Source organism: Kitasatospora sp. NPDC023176 (assembly GCF_055560495.1).
Map to the genome: position 1 here is coordinate 72,799 of NZ_JBVHIP010000033.1, position 14,293 is coordinate 87,091.

Below are 14,293 nucleotides of genomic sequence, written 5' to 3' on the forward strand. Positions count from 1 at the left end.
ACGCCCGCCATCCCCGGCCCCGCGCCACCCCGCCCACCCGCACCCACCGCGCCCCGACGACCGCACCCCCGCCGCGCCCCCACCCCCGTTCCGTACGCCGAACGCCCCCGCATCCCCGCCGCCTCTCACTCGTTGGCCCCTACGTGTACAGCTACGACGTCTCCGCACCCGCCGGACGGTCGGCCACCGCCCCCCGCTCGATCCCGAGCATGCGCCCGTCGTACGACGCGGAGCACCCGCACTCGACGACCCCGATCTACGACGAGCTGTACTCCGAGTACCGACGGCTGTTCCGCGCCCTGCCCGGCGACCGCTCGGGCGAGGAGGACCTGAGGTTCACCGGCTTCGCGATCCGCGACGGCTACCCACTGCTCGGCGAGCAGCGCCCGTACCCGCCCCCGCAGCACCAGACCTTCCACACCCACGCGGGCCAGCCGTCCGGCCTCCCCCAGTTCATGCCGACGCAGTCGCAGCACTCCCACGGCCAGAATCACGCCCAGAGTCACGGTCAGAGTCACGGTCAGAATCACGGCCAGTCCCGCCCGTACGCCCCACCCCACGGCCACGGCCACGCCCACCCCGAGCCCGTCGCTGCCACCGCCGCCACCAGCGACGGCCACGGCCAGGCCGTCCCCCCCTCCCCCCAGTTCACCAACGGCCAGGGCTGGGTCGCCGCCGGCTACCTCGGCGCGGTCCCGCACACGGTGCCCGCCCCGCCGCCGCCGCCGCCGTCCCCGGTGCTGGGCACGGCCACCGGCCTGGCCACCGCCCCGTCCCCCACCGGCGGCCGCCACCGCCAGATGCTCTCGCTCCCCCCGGGCCGCGTCGGCGACCACCACTGACCGCCGCCGTCACACCCCGCGAGGGGCGACCACCACCGACCGCCGCCATCACACCCCGCCCCCGCGAGAAACGCCCGAGGGCCCCACCACCACCGGTGACGGAGCCCTCAAGTGCGTTCTGCCTACTTCTTCTTGCGCTTCTCCCGAACCCGCACCGAGATCGAGATCGGCGTCCCCACGAAGCCGAACTCCTCGCGCAGCCGGCGCTCGATGAAGCGCCGGTAGCCCGCCTCCAGGAAGCCCGAGGCGAACAGCACGAAGCGCGGCGGGCGGATGCCCGCCTGGGTGCCGAACAGGACGCGCGGCTGCTTGCCGCCGCGGATCGGGTGCGGGTGGGCGGCGACCAGCTCGCCGAGGAAGGCGTTCAGGCGCGCGGTGGTGACGCGGGTCTCCCAGCCCGCCAGCGCGGTCTCGATCGCCGGGACGAGCTTCTCCATGTGCCGGCCGGTCTTGGCCGAGACGTTGACGCGCGGGGCCCACTGCACCTGGACGAGGTCGCGCTCGATCTCGCGCTCCAGGTAGAAGCGGCGCTCCTCGTCGAGCTGGTCCCACTTGTTGTAGGCGATGACGACGGCGCGCCCGGCCTCGACGGCCATCGAGATGATCCGGGTGTCCTGCTCGGCGAGGGTCTCGCTGGCGTCGACCAGGACGACCGCGACCTCGGCCTTCTCCAGCGCGGCGGAGGTACGCAGCGAGGCGTAGAAGTCGGCGCCGGCGGTCAGGTGGACCCGGCGGCGGATACCGGCGGTGTCCACGAACTTCCAGGTCTTGCCGCCGAGTTCGATCATCTCGTCGACCGGGTCGCGGGTGGTGCCGGCCAGCTCGTTGACGACCACCCGCTCCTCCCCGGCGACCTTGTTCAGCAGGCTGGACTTGCCGACGTTGGGCCGGCCGATCAGCGCGATCCGGCGCGGGCCGCCGGGGCCGGCGTCGCCGAAGGTCTGCGGCGGGGCCTCGGGCAGCGCGTCCATGACGGCGTCCAGCAGGTCGCCGGAGCCGCGGCCGTGCAGGGCGGAGACGGGGAACGGCTCGCCCAGGCCCAGCGACCACAGGTAGGCGGCCTCGGCCTCGGTGGACGGGCCGTCGACCTTGTTGGCGCACAGGACGGTCGGCTTGCCCGCCCGGCGGATGAGCTTGATCAGCGCTTCGTCGGTGTCGGTGGCGCCGACCTTGGCGTCCACCACGAACAGCACCGCGTCGGCCTGCTCGATGCCCAGCTCGGCCTGGGCGGCCACCATGGCGTCCAAGCCGAGGACGTCGATCTCCCAGCCGCCGGTGTCGACCACCTTGAAACGGCGGCCGTTCCAGGTGGCCTCGTAGGTGACCCGGTCGCGCGTGACGCCCGGCTTGTCCTCGACGACGGCCTCACGGCGGCCGATGATGCGGTTCACCAGGGTCGACTTGCCGACATTCGGGCGGCCGACGACGGCCAGCACCGGCAGCCGGACGTGCTCGGCGCCGTCCATGCCGTCGAAGCCGTCGAGGTCGAAGCCCTCTTCGGCGGCGAGGGCCATGTACTCGGCGTAGTCGGCGGCGTCCAGGTCACCGGGTCCGGTGGCGGCGTGCTCTGCGGTCATGTTCGTCTGTTCCGTTTCCCGGCCCGGCCCTTCCCAGGGGCGTGCCGTGCGTACCTGCCCCGTCGGGGCAGCGCGATGGTTTCTTCCGCGGCGCCTCGACGGCCCGCGGTTCGTTCAATAGATCAGATGGTCAGACCGATCGGCCGATCAGACCGGTGACAGTCCGGCCCGCTCCTCCACCAGCGCGGTGATCCGGCCGATCACCTGCTCCAGGGTGAGCTCGCTGGTGTCCACCAGCACCGCGTCCGCGGCCTGGGCCAGCGGCGCCGTCTCCCGCGAGGAGTCGGCGGCGTCGCGGCGGGCGAGGTCGGCGGCCATCGCGGTGATGGTCGCCTCATCGACGCCCTTGGCCCGCAGCTCGGCCGCCCGGCGCCCGGCGCGGGCCGCCTCGGAGGCGGTCAGGAACACCTTGACGGTGGCCTGCGGGAACACCACGGTCCCCATGTCCCGGCCCTCGGCGACGATGCCGCGCTCCGCGACCTCGGCGCAGCCGCGCTGCAGCTCCACCAGCCGGGCCCGCACCGCCGGCACCGCGGAGACGGCACTGACCTGCGCCGTCACCTCGGGGCCCCGGATCGGACCGGAGACGTCCTGGCCGTCGACGGTGATCGTCGGCCCGTCCGCGTCCGTACCGGACACGATGACGGGCTTGCCGCACGCGACGGCCACCGCCTCCGGGTCGTCGACGTCCACGTCGTTGGCCAGCATCCACCAGGTCATCGCCCGGTACATGGCGCCGGTGTCCAGGAAGCTCAGGCCCAGCCGGGCGGCGACCGCCCGAGAGACGGTCGACTTGCCGGAGCCGGAGGGTCCGTCGATGGCGACGACGACCGGGGCGTGCGCTCGGTCGGCAGTGTCCACGGGGGCGAACCTCTCTCTGAGCATGCTGAGGCATGGAAGCCGACGCCTGCGCGGGCGGACGGCCGGGGATTGTCTCCCTCAAGGTTAATGGACCGCCGCCGAACCCCGTCCCGGGCGGGTCACCACAAGCGGCCCGATCACCACAAGCGGCCCCGTCACCACAAGCGGCCCGGTCACCACAACCGCCCGGTCACCACAAGCACCCGGTCACCACAAGCACCCGGTCACCACGAGGACGCCGACGCCAGCGCGCCCGCCAGGTCCGGCCCGCACGAGCCCTCCAGGTGCACCACACCGTCCGACGTCTGAAGCCCGAGGTGCCAATCGTCGTCGTCCGCGCACCGGACCAGGCAGAAGAACGAGAAGCGGATGAAGGCGACCGCCCCGCCCAGGGGCTCGCCCCGCACGTCCTTGACGGAGATGCCGTCCGTCCTCACCAGCCTGGCCCACTGCGACCCGCTGACCTCCCGCACCCGCTCGATGGTCCACCCCTCCGGCAGCTGGGCCGCCGCCAGCGCCGCCTGCGCGGCCGCCGGGTCCACCGGCTCCCGCCGCACCTCCAGCACCGCGTTCCCGAGCCGGGGCCGTACGTACACGCCGTCCCGTTCGATCCCGAGCACCCCGCCGACGAAGGCCATCGACCGTTCGACGCCCAGGCGCTCCCACACGAACGGCACCTTGGAGACATGCGAGGGGAAGGCGTTCTCGGTGAACCGCACCCGCCCGTCCCGCCACTGAAAGCTCGTGCGCGGCTCCGGCCCCGCCTCGGTCAGGGTGTGGGCGAAGAAGGCGGTGATCCAGCCGGAGACGAAGTCCCCGCCGGACTCCGACTCCCACTTGTACAGCGAGCGCCAGAAGCCCTCGTCCACCGGCCCGCCGGCCGCCGTGGCCGCGATCTCCGCCAGCACCGGGCGCAGCCCGGCGAACCACGGCCCGAGCGGCTCGAACCACTCCGCCAGCTCCCCGGCCCGCCGCGCCAGCAGCGCCCAGTCCTCGGCCGTGCCCTCCAGCCGGATCCGCGGGATGCCGCACATCGAGATCCAGCGGAACTCGTAGTACGGGCTGACCACGTCCATCAGCGCGACCAGCACCGAGGAGACGTCGTCCGGCGTGGTGGTCGAGAAGGAGGGCTGGAACAGCTCCACCAGCTCCGGCCCGATCTCCTTCGCCAGCGGCTCCCGGACCAGCCGGATCGACCGCGCCCAGTCCGGGTCGGCGTCCAGCAGGCTGTCGTCCCTGACCTGGATGGTCCGCTTCTCGCCGGGGGTGGCGCTGAACAGCCCCTCGTACTTCTCCGCGTTCAGCCGGACGTGCACCGCGACCTCGTGCACCACCGCGTACCAGAGCACGTCCGGCGACAGGCTGAGCGGCAGGTGCTCCGCGAAGGCGATGTGCGCGGCGCGCAGCAGCAGGCTCCAGGTCGGCTCCGGCTCGGCGAGCTCCGGCTCGTACTCCTTCGGCGCCGCCAGCAGCGTCCCCGTACTGCGGTGGTGGACGCTGAACGACCCACCGACCACGGCCGCCAGGAAGCCGTCGTTCCCGACGACCTCCAGCTCCGCGACATCCCCAGGCTCCCGCCCGTCCCCGAGCGCAACCTCGATGATCACCGCACCTCCAGCACCGCGTGCCCAAGCCGGGGCCGCAGGTACTCCCCGTCCCGCTCGATCCCGAGCACCCCGCCGACGAAGATCATCGACTGCTCGACGCCCAGACGATCCCACAGGAACGGCACCGTGGACAGGTGCGAGGGGAAGTCGTTCACCGCGAAGGCGTCCCGGTGGTACGGCGAGCGTGCCGCCGCCCGCCAGTCGAAGGTCTGCCGCAGCCTGGGCCCGTCCGGGGACTGGGTGTGGGCGAAGAAGGCGGTGAGCCAGCCCGTCACCAGCGGCCCGCCGGACACCGACTCCCACTTGTACAGCGAGCGCCAGAAGCCCTCGTCCACCGGCCCGCCGGCCGCCGTGGCCGCGATCTCCGCAACCACCGGGCGCAGCCCGGCGAACCACGGCGCCAGCCAGTCGAAGCGCTCCGCCAGCGCGCCCACCCGGGCCGCCAGCAGCGCCCAGTCCTCAGCGGTGCCCTCCAGCCGGATCCGCGGGATGCCGCAGCGGGTCTCCCAGCGGAAGGCGTAGTACGGGCTGACCACGTCCATCAGCGCCACCAGCGCCGAGGAGACGTCGTCCGGCGTGGTGGTGGAGAAGGACGGCTGGAACAGCTCGACCAGTTCCTCCCCCAGTACCGCCGCCAGCGGCTCCCGGACCAGCCGCACCGACCGCGCCCAGTCGGCGTCCCGGCCGGTGGCGTCCGGCCCCGCCAGCGAGTCGTCCCGCACGACGAGCGTCCGCGACCGGTCCGCCGCGCCGAACAGCGCCCGGTAGCGCGGCGGGTACATCCGTACGTGCACCGCGACCTCGTGCACCACCGCGTACCAGAGCACGTCCGGCGACAGGCTGAGCGGCAGGTGCTCCGCGAAGGCCGCGTGGGCGGCGCGCAGCAGCAGGCTGCAGGTCGGCTCGGGCTCCGCGAACGCCGGCTCCGCGAACGCCTCGACGAACTCCGGCCGGGCGGGCTGCGGCCGGGGCCGCTCGACCATCGCCGACACGCTGCGGTGGCGGACCAGGAACTCCCCGCCCACCACCGCCCGCAGGAACCGCTCGTTCCCGAGGTCCACCGGTTCCCCGGCGAACCCGTACCGGGTCTCCCCCAGCGGCAACTCGATGATCACGCCCGCCCCCTCACCACCCGGCCCGCCGCCCGACCACCGCACCCGACGGGTGGGTCAGTCCCGAACGCTCCACCCACTCGCGCGCAGCGCCACCGTGAGCCGCTTGACGGCCGTCGGCGCCACCGACAGCTGGACGAAGCCGACCTGCTGCCCGTCCGAGTGCTCGATCAGGACGTCCTCGATGTTCACCCCGGCCTCGCCGACCTCCCCGAACAGCCGGCCCAGCTCGCCCGGCTGGTCGCCGAGCACCACCGAGACGGTCTCGTACCGGGTGGGCGGGGCGCCGTGCTTGCCGGGGATGCGGGCCTGCCCGGTGTTGCCGCGCCGCATCACCGCTTCGATGCCCTCGGCACCGGAGCGGCGGATGCCCTCCTCCTCCGCCGCCAGGGCGCGCAGCGCGCTGACGGTCTCACCGAGGTCGCCGGCGACGTCCTCCAGCACGTCGGCGACGGCGCCCGCGTTGGCGGACAGGATGTCGACCCACATCCCGGGGTTGGAGGCGGCGATCCGGGTCACGTCGCGTACGCCCTGGCCGGACAGCCTTATGGCCGTCTCGTCGGCGTGCTCCAGCCGGGCCGCGACCAGCGAGGAGACCAGCTGCGGGGCGTGCGAGACCAGGGCCACGGCCCGGTCGTGCGCGTCCGCGTCCATCACGATCGGCATCGCGCCGCACAGTGCGACCAGCTCCAGCGCGGCGTTGAGCGTGTCGGTGTCGGTGTCGGCGGTCGGGGTGAGCACCCAGGGGCGGCCCTCGAACAGGTCGGCACGGGCGGCCAGCGGCCCGGAGCGCTCGCGGCCGGCCATCGGGTGACTGCCGATGTAGTGGACGGTGTCCAGGCCGAGCGCGGCGATCTCGCTGCCCGGACCGGACTTCACACTGGCCACGTCGGTGTACCAGTGCGCCAGGTTGCGGCGCTGGCAGTCCGCCAGCACCTTGCCGACCAGCGCCGGCGGGACGGCGATGATCGCCAGGTCGACCGGGCCCTCGGCCGGTTCGGTGGTGCCGGCGCCGAGCGACTCGGCGGTGCGGGCCGCGTCCGGGTCCGCGTCCTCCAGATGGACGGTCAGCCCGCGGGCGGCCAGGGCCAGGGCTGCGGAGGTGCCGATCAGGCCGGTGCCGACGACGACGGCAGTGCGCATGGCGGGTGGCTCTCCTCGATCACGGTTCTCGACTGGACGGTTTGTCACTGGCGGTTCTCAACAGGTGCCGGTGTCGCGACAGGTACCGGAGTCGGCCGGGAACACCCGGGCCCATCCTCCCACCCGACGGTCCCCCGAAACCCCCGACCCCGAGAACCCCGCCGACAACTCCGGTAACCCCGCCCCCGGCAACCCCGGCAGTCACCCCGTCGGCAACGCCGCCGGCAACCCCGCCGACAACTCGTCCCCGGCAACCGCGCCGACGGCCCCCACCTCCGGCAACCGCGGCGCCCCGCCCCCCGTCCCACACAGTGCACACGCCGTGCCCCGGGAAATCCGGCGACGCCCGGCCCCGCGCGGGGCAGACTGGCCGCCCGAGGGGGACGGCGGGGCGAGCCGCGGCACACCGGACGCGAACAAAGGGGTTGCGCATGGACGACCAGCGGGACGATCAGCACAGCAGTCACACCGGGCCGTCGAAACCGCCGGCCGTACCGGCCCACCCGTCCGCCCTGGACTCCGTCGTGGTGTACGCCGAGGGCGCGGTGTGCCGGCGCCGGGCCACCGTCCCGGTCCCGCCCGACGGACGGCTGCGGTTGACCGGCCTGCCCGACTCGCTGCACGCCGATTCGCTGCGCGCCCGGGTGCTCGCCGGCCCGGCCGGCACGGCGGTCGTCGAGGCCCGACTGGAAACCCTCACCGAACTCCACGAGCCCGGCGAACTCCCAGTACTGCGACGCGAGTTGGACGAGGCCATGGAACGCCAGGGCGCGCTGAACGAGCGCCACCGGCTGGTCCAGGCCGCGATCGCCGAGACCACCGCCCTGCGCGCCGTCCCACCGCAGCGCCGCCCCGACGAACCACTGCGCCGCACCCCGGCCGAGGCCTGGCTGGAGCTCGCCGACTTCGTCGACGAGCGGCTGGCCGGCCTCCAGGAGCGCGCCGAGCGGCTCACCCGGGAGATCGAACTCGCCGACCACGAGCGCCAGTTGGCCGCCGACCGGCTGGACCGCGCGTCCACCGCCGAGCGGACCGAACCGGTCCAGGCCACCGACACCGTCCTGCTCACCCTGACCACCACGCCCGGCACCCCCGGCACCCCCGGCACCAGCACCGGCACCGAACCGGTCGAGCTGGAACTGGAGTACGGCGTCCCCACCGCCCGCTGGGTGCCCACCTACCGCCTCAGCCACCGCACCGGCGACGACACCGCCCACCTGGTCCTGCGCGCCGCCGTCGCCCAGTACACCGGCGAGGACTGGACGGGCGTCCGGCTCGCCCTCTCCACCGCCGACCTGGAACGCCGCACCGACCTGCCCAGACTCGCCTCACTGCGGATCGGCCGCAGCCAGCCCGCCCCGCCGCCCTCCGGCTGGCGCGAGCCCCCGGCCGGCCTGTCCGACCTCTTCACCGGCTACGACGCGGCCGCCGCCGACCGCCCCGCCACCCACCGCCCCCTCACCCACCGCCCCCTCACCCGCGGCCCCGTCGCCCCGGTCCCGGTCCCGCCCCCGGTCCCGGTCCCGACCCTGGCCGCCAAGGCCGCCCAGCGCCTCGCGGCCCGCCCCGGCGGCGCCCGCCCCACCGGCCCGGGCCCCGAGTTCCTCCCGGACGAGGCCGCCCCCGCCGGCCCCTCCGGCGGCGGCTCGCTCAGCGTCCAGGAATCCGCACCCCCGCCGCCCGGATTCGCCGGCTACGGCACCCCGCCCGCACTCAGCGCCCCGATGCCCCAGGCCCCCGGCGGCGCCCCCATGCCCCAGGCCTTCGGCGGCGCCCCGCCCGAGGAGTCCCGCCGCGCCCGCCGCCGCAGCGCGGCCCCGCCCCCGGCCACCGGATTCGCGCCGGAAGCCGTCCTGCTCGACTACCCCGACCTCCAGCTGGCCGGCCCCGACGACCCCTCCGGCCGGCGCGGCACCCTGCGCCCCACCCCGGCCCGGGTCGAGCGCGACGAGCTGGCGCAGCTGCTGCCCGGCGGCCGCGAGGGCGGCCGCCTGGCCCGCCTCGCCCTCCCCCGCCACGCCGTCCCGCCCCGGGAGTCGGCCGGCTCCTTCGACCACCGCTTCGACGCCGCGGCCCGCGCCGACATCCCGTCCGACGGCACCTGGCACACCGTCACGGTGGACGGCGTCCCGCTCTCCGTCCGCCCCGAGTACGTCACCGTCCCCGCCGTCGAGGCGAAGGTGTACGCGACCCTGGTGCTCGTCAACCGCACCGACCGCGCCGTGCTGGCCGGCCCGGTGGAGGTCACCGTGGACGACGAGTTCCTGCTCACCGCCGCCCTGCCGACCCTCGCCCCGGGCGGCACCAGAAGCCTGGGCATCGGCGTCACCGAGAGCATCGAGGTGGCGCGCCGGACCGAGCTGCACGAGTCCGCCACCGGCATGCTGAAGGGCAACAGCACCGTGCTCGACCACCGGGTGCACGTCCAGCTGGCCAACCGGCTCGGCCGCGCCGTCACGGTCGAGGTCCGCGAGCGCGTGCCCGTCGCCTCCGACGCCGAGATCCGGATCGAGGAGCGCGCCGACTGGCAGGCCCCGGCCGTCCCGACCCCGGAGTGCCCGGCCGGCACCCGGCTCTGGCGGGTCGAACTGCCACCGGGCGGCCGCACCGAGCTGGACGGCGGCTACCAGATCAAGATCCCGGCCGGAAAGGCCATCGTCGGCGGAAACCGGAGGAACTGACAGATGACCGAAGAGACCGTCCCCCTCCCCGTCACCGCCGTCACCTGCCTGGAGGACCGCGCCCAGGTCGAACGCTCGGTGACGGTCGAGCTCACCGGGGGCGTCCAGCGGCTGCGGCTGGGCCCGCTCACCGCCCTGGCCGTGGACCGCACCCTGCGCGTCGAGGCCGCCGACCCCGGCACCCGGGTGCTGGAGGCCCGGCTGGTGCGCACCTGGACCCCGCGCGCCCCGCTGCCACCCGGCCCGGCGGACTCCGCGCTGCGCCACCGGCTGCACGCGCTGGAGGCCGAGTCGCGGCTGGCGGACCAGACCCGCGCCCGGCTGGAGGCCCGGCTCGCCCTGCTCGCCCAGCTCTCCGCGGACCTGCTGCGCGAGATCGGCGAGGGCGCCGGCGGCGGCGAGATCGAACGCACCCGCTGGGCCCGCGAGCTGGACCGGGTGGACGCCGAGCGTGAGCGCTACGGCGAGGAACTGCGCGCCACCCGCTCCCGGCTGCGCCGCGTGGACCAGGAGCGCTCCCAGGCCCTGCTGGCCCTGGACGCGGCCGAGGAGGAGCCCGCCGAGCTGCACGCCCACCTGGAGCTCACCGTCGAGGCCGAGCGCCCCGGCCCGGCCGGGCTGACCGTCCACCACCTCGTGCCCTGCGCCCTGTGGCGCCCCTCGTACCGCGCCACCCTGGACGCCGGCAGCCTGCGCCTGGAGTCGGAGGCGGTGGTCTGGCAGCGCACCGGCGAGGACTGGACCGGCGCCCGGCTGACCTTCTCCACCGCCCGCTCCGCCCTCGCCACCGACCCGCCCGCGCTCACCGAGGACGTCCTGACCCTGCGCGAGCGCACCGACGAGGAGCGCCGCACGGTCGACGTCGAGCTGCGCGAGGAGGAGGTCGGCACCCTCGGCCCGGGCGCCGCCGTCCCCGGCCTGGACGACGGCGGCGAGGTCCGGGTGCTGCCCGCCCCCGCCCCGGCCACCGTCCGCTCCGACGGCCGGGCGCACCGGGTCCCGCTGGGTGCCTTCACCGGCCCGGCGGGCAGCGAGTACGCCTGCGCCCCGGAGCTGTCCCCGCTGGTCACCCAGGTGGTCCGGTTCCGCAACACGGCCGGGCACCCGCTGCTGGCCGGCCCGGTCGAGCTGGTGCGCGGCAGCGGCTTCACCGGTCGCGGCGAGCTGCGCTTCACCGCCGCGGGCGCCGACGCCGAGCTGTCCTTCGGCAGCACGGACGACTACCGGGTGGTCCGCGAGACGGACGAACGCCGGAGCAGCGCCGCGCTGAGCGGCCGCCAGACCACCACCCGCACCGTCCGGCTGCACCTGTCCCGCTTCTCCGGCCCGGAGGAGCGGGACGAGCGGCTGGTCACGGTGCGTGAACGGGTGCCGGTCTCCGAGGTGGCCGCGGTCGAGGTGCGGCTGCGCAAGGAGGAGTGCTCCCCGGCGCCGGACTCGCTCGACGCCGAGGGCATCGTCCGCTGGGACGTCCCGCTCGGCCCGGGCGCCCGCCGCAGCCTCACCCTGGTGTACGAGGTCTCCGCCTCCGCCAAGGTGGCCGGGCTGTGACGCCGGAGGGCCCGTGACGACCGCTCAGGACCGGAAAGCGGGTACAAAAGGAACATGATCCTCCATCTCGCCCCCCTGGACGACTGGCTGTCCGACCCCGGCCGCCCGTACGCCACCGCCTCACTGCTCACCGACGGGTTCATCCACTGCTCGGCGGACGAGCAGACGGCGCTCGCGGTGGCCAACGCCTTCTTCACCGACACCCCGGACCCGCTGATGGTGCTGCTGATCGAGGAGGCACTGGTGGAGCCGATGGTGAAGTGGGAGGCCGCGCACGGCGCCCCGCCGCCGGGGGCCACCCCGGGCGTCCTCTTCCCGCACATCTACGGGCGGCTGAACCGCTCCGCCGTGCTCGGCCTGGAAAAGGTCGAGCGCGGCCCGGACGGCCGCTGGGCCTCCCTCAGCCCCTGGAGCTGAACGGCGTCCGGCCAGGCGTCCGGATCCGATGGGCAGAGACCCTAGAGCCACCCCCGCTCCCGGGCCGCCATCCCGGCCTGGAAGCGGGTGGTGGCGCCCAGCGAGCGCATCAGGGCCTGCAGCCGCCGCTGGGTGGTCCGGGCGCTCCAGCCCAGCGAGCGGGCGATCGACTCGTCGGTCAGCCCGGCGGCCAGCAGGCCGAGCAGCTTGCGGTGGTCGGCGTCCGGCTCCGCCGAGGCGTCCCCGGTGCCGATCGCGGCCTGCAGCTGCACGGCGCGTTCCCACTCCGCCTCGAACAGGGTGTCCAGCGCCTGAAGCAGCGCCGAGGGGTGGATCACGTAGGCCGCGTCCAGCACGCTGTCGCCGACGCTGATCGGGATGATCGCCATCCGGTCGTCCGAGATGATCATCTTCATCGGCAGCGTCGGCCGCACCCGGGCCTCCTCGCCGTCCGCGACGCCGACCAGGATGTTCCGCTCCAGCCGACCGGGCCAGGCCACCGCCTCCCGGTCGTAGATGGTCCGGAACCGCAGCCCCTCCCGCAGCCGCCGCCGCTGCTGCGGCATCGCCGCCACCGGGTCCTGGATGTACGGCGGGCGGTCGAAGCCGCGGACCTGGTACTGGCTGCTCCCGGTGATGTGCTCCAGCCGCTGGGCTATCGCCTCGCCACCGGTCAGCACCTCCACCGAGTGCGCCGGGTCGGTGTAGCGCGAGGCCTCCCGGAAGGCGTCCATCAGCCGGTGCATCTCGGCCCGGGCGCTGCGCAGTTCGGACTCCCGGTGGCCGATCAGGGTCCCTATCGCCACGTCCGGAGCGACCGGCAGGTAGCGCTCCCGGTCCACCGGCGCCCGGGTGGCCATCCCCTGCTGCGCCAACCGGTCCAGCGCGCGCACGCTCTGCTGGAGCGTCAGGCCGCAGCTCCCGGCCAGCTCCTCCGCGGTGGACTGCGGACTGGCGACCAGCGCCGCGTACACCTGTCCGTCCGGCTCGGCCAGTCCCAACGGGCCGAGCGCGTGTCCGGCGGACCGTCCCAGTGCTGCATCGGACACGACGCCGTCTCCCCCTGTTCGCCCCGGACCACCCCTCCGGCGCCGGTGCTGGCGCAGTCCCGCCACACGGCGGGGCAGTGGTCCGGTGGCCATCCTCGGCCACGGATCATGGCGCTGACAAGGCCGTGACCAGCGGTTGCGTCCCGGCTCACACACACGTCGGAGGGTCCCCCGCCACCACGGGCGGGGGACCCTCCGACGAACAACCGCTGAAGAAGCCGGACCCTTACAGGCCGACCTCGCGCATCAGCTGGCCGACCTCCGGGTTGGTCAGCCGGCGCAGCCAGCCCGACTTCTGGTCGCCGAGCGCGATCGGACCGAAGTGGGTGCGCACCAGCTTCTCCACCGGGAAGCCGACCTCGGACAGCATCCGCCGGACGATGTGCTTGCGACCCTCGTGCAGGGTCACCTCGACCAGGTAGTTCTTGCCGACGTTGGAGATCACCTTGAAGCTGTCGGCGCGCGCGTAGCCGTCCTCCAGCTCCACGCCCTGGGCCAGCCGCTTGCCCAGGTCACGCGGGATCGGGCCTTGGATGGCGGCCAGGTAGGTCTTGGTCACGCCGTACTTGGGGTGGGTGAGACGGTGGGCCAGCTCGCCGTGGTTGGTGAGCAGGATGATGCCCTCGGTCTCGGTGTCCAGCCGGCCGACGTGGAACAGCCGGGTCTCCCGGTTGGTCACGTAGTCGCCCAGGCACTGGCGCCCGTCCGGGTCCTCCATGGTGGAGACGACGCCGGCCGGCTTGTTGAGCGCGAAGAACAGGTAGGACTGGGTGGCGACGGTCAGGCCGTCCACCTTGATCTCGTCCTTCTCCGGGTCGACCCGCTTGCCCTGCTCGGTGACCTGCTTGCCGTTGACCTCGACCCGGCCCTGCTCGATCAGCTCCTCGCAGGCGCGCCGGCTGCCGATGCCGGCCCGGGCCAGCACCTTCTGCAGGCGCTCGCCCTCGGGCTCGCCGAAGGTCTTGGGCAGCTTGACGGCCGGCTTGTCGTGCCGGGCCAGGACGGCGTCCTCGATCTTGGCCTGCAGTTCGCGCGAGCGCTGCGGCTGGCGGCGCGGGTCGCCCGGGGCGCCCTGGCCCTCCCGGCGCGGGCGCGGGGCCGGGCTGGGCCGACGGCCGGCGAAGCCACCGCGGGCCGGGGTGGCGTTCGGGCCGCCGCCGTACTCGGGGCGGTCGTACCTGCGCTCCTCGGGCCGCAGCGGGCGGTCCGGGTAGCTGCGGTCGTCCCGCCGGTCGTCCCGGCGTCCGCCGTCCCGCCCGTACGAACCGCCACGCGAACCCGAGCCGGAGCCCGAACCGCCGCCGTACGAGCCGCCGCGCGAGCCGGAGCCGGAGCCCGAGCCACCGCCGTACGAACCACCACGCGAACCCGAGCCGGAGCCCGAGCCGCCACCGTACGAACCGCCACGCGAACCCGAACCGGAGCCCGAGCCGCCACCGTACGAACCGCCACG

11 protein-coding genes are annotated in these 14,293 nt (G+C 74.7%); 4 read left to right on the plus strand and 7 right to left on the minus strand.

Going from position 1 to position 14,293, the window contains the following annotated elements:
• The first annotated feature begins 143 nt into the window (after positions 1–143).
• On the plus strand, positions 144–842 hold the full coding sequence (locus ACZ3YL_RS33430; RefSeq protein ID WP_465661075.1) for a hypothetical protein: 699 nt from the start codon (positions 144–146) through the stop codon (positions 840–842).
• A gap of 122 nt (positions 843–964) precedes the next feature.
• Here the strand turns inward: ACZ3YL_RS33430 and der are convergent, their stop codons facing one another.
• The 5 genes from der to ACZ3YL_RS33455 form a co-directional block, all read right to left on the minus strand.
• Positions 965–2,419, minus strand: a complete 1,455-nt coding sequence (der, locus tag ACZ3YL_RS33435; protein ID WP_188302232.1) for a ribosome biogenesis GTPase Der — start codon at positions 2,417–2,419, stop codon at positions 965–967.
• 147 nt (positions 2,420–2,566) lie between these two features.
• Complete coding sequence (gene cmk / locus ACZ3YL_RS33440; protein ID WP_188302233.1) at positions 2,567–3,304, minus strand: (d)CMP kinase; 738 nt, start codon at positions 3,302–3,304, stop codon at positions 2,567–2,569.
• A gap of 200 nt (positions 3,305–3,504) precedes the next feature.
• The gene (locus tag ACZ3YL_RS33445) at positions 3,505–4,887 is read right to left on the minus strand and encodes a DUF4419 domain-containing protein (protein ID WP_188302234.1); all 1,383 of its coding nucleotides are present in this window, start codon (positions 4,885–4,887) and stop codon (positions 3,505–3,507) included.
• On the minus strand, positions 4,884–6,002 hold the full coding sequence (locus ACZ3YL_RS33450; protein ID WP_317620852.1) for a DUF4419 domain-containing protein: 1,119 nt from the start codon (positions 6,000–6,002) through the stop codon (positions 4,884–4,886). The genes ACZ3YL_RS33445 and ACZ3YL_RS33450 overlap by 4 nt, the downstream gene beginning before the upstream one ends.
• Positions 6,003–6,056: 54 nt before the next feature.
• Positions 6,057–7,142 carry a prephenate dehydrogenase gene (locus ACZ3YL_RS33455; protein WP_465661077.1) on the minus strand — a complete coding sequence of 362 codons (1,086 nt, stop codon included), beginning with the start codon at positions 7,140–7,142 and terminating at the stop codon, positions 6,057–6,059.
• Between the two features lie 431 nt (positions 7,143–7,573).
• Here ACZ3YL_RS33455 and ACZ3YL_RS33460 point away from each other — a divergent pair, with 431 nt between their 5' ends.
• The 3 genes from ACZ3YL_RS33460 to ACZ3YL_RS33470 are packed head-to-tail and all read left to right on the plus strand — an operon-like array spanning position 7,574 to position 11,791.
• Entirely contained in the window at positions 7,574–9,823 is a 2,250-nt protein-coding gene (locus ACZ3YL_RS33460) for a DUF4139 domain-containing protein (protein WP_465661079.1), read from the plus strand.
• Between the two features lie 3 nt (positions 9,824–9,826).
• A complete protein-coding gene (locus ACZ3YL_RS33465) occupies positions 9,827–11,374 on the plus strand; it encodes a mucoidy inhibitor MuiA family protein (RefSeq protein ID WP_465661081.1) in 1,548 nt (515 codons plus the stop codon).
• A gap of 54 nt (positions 11,375–11,428) precedes the next feature.
• Positions 11,429–11,791 (plus strand): DUF952 domain-containing protein, encoded by a 363-nt coding sequence (locus ACZ3YL_RS33470; RefSeq protein ID WP_188307450.1) that lies wholly within the window; start codon positions 11,429–11,431, stop codon positions 11,789–11,791.
• A gap of 41 nt (positions 11,792–11,832) precedes the next feature.
• On the opposite strand, the gene ACZ3YL_RS33475 is transcribed toward ACZ3YL_RS33470, so the two are convergent.
• The gene (locus tag ACZ3YL_RS33475; RefSeq protein WP_188307449.1) at positions 11,833–12,840 is read right to left on the minus strand and encodes a helix-turn-helix domain-containing protein; all 1,008 of its coding nucleotides are present in this window, start codon (positions 12,838–12,840) and stop codon (positions 11,833–11,835) included.
• A gap of 226 nt (positions 12,841–13,066) precedes the next feature.
• A partial coding sequence (locus ACZ3YL_RS33480; protein ID WP_465661083.1) for a pseudouridine synthase occupies positions 13,067–14,293 on the minus strand: 1,227 nt, incomplete at its 5' end.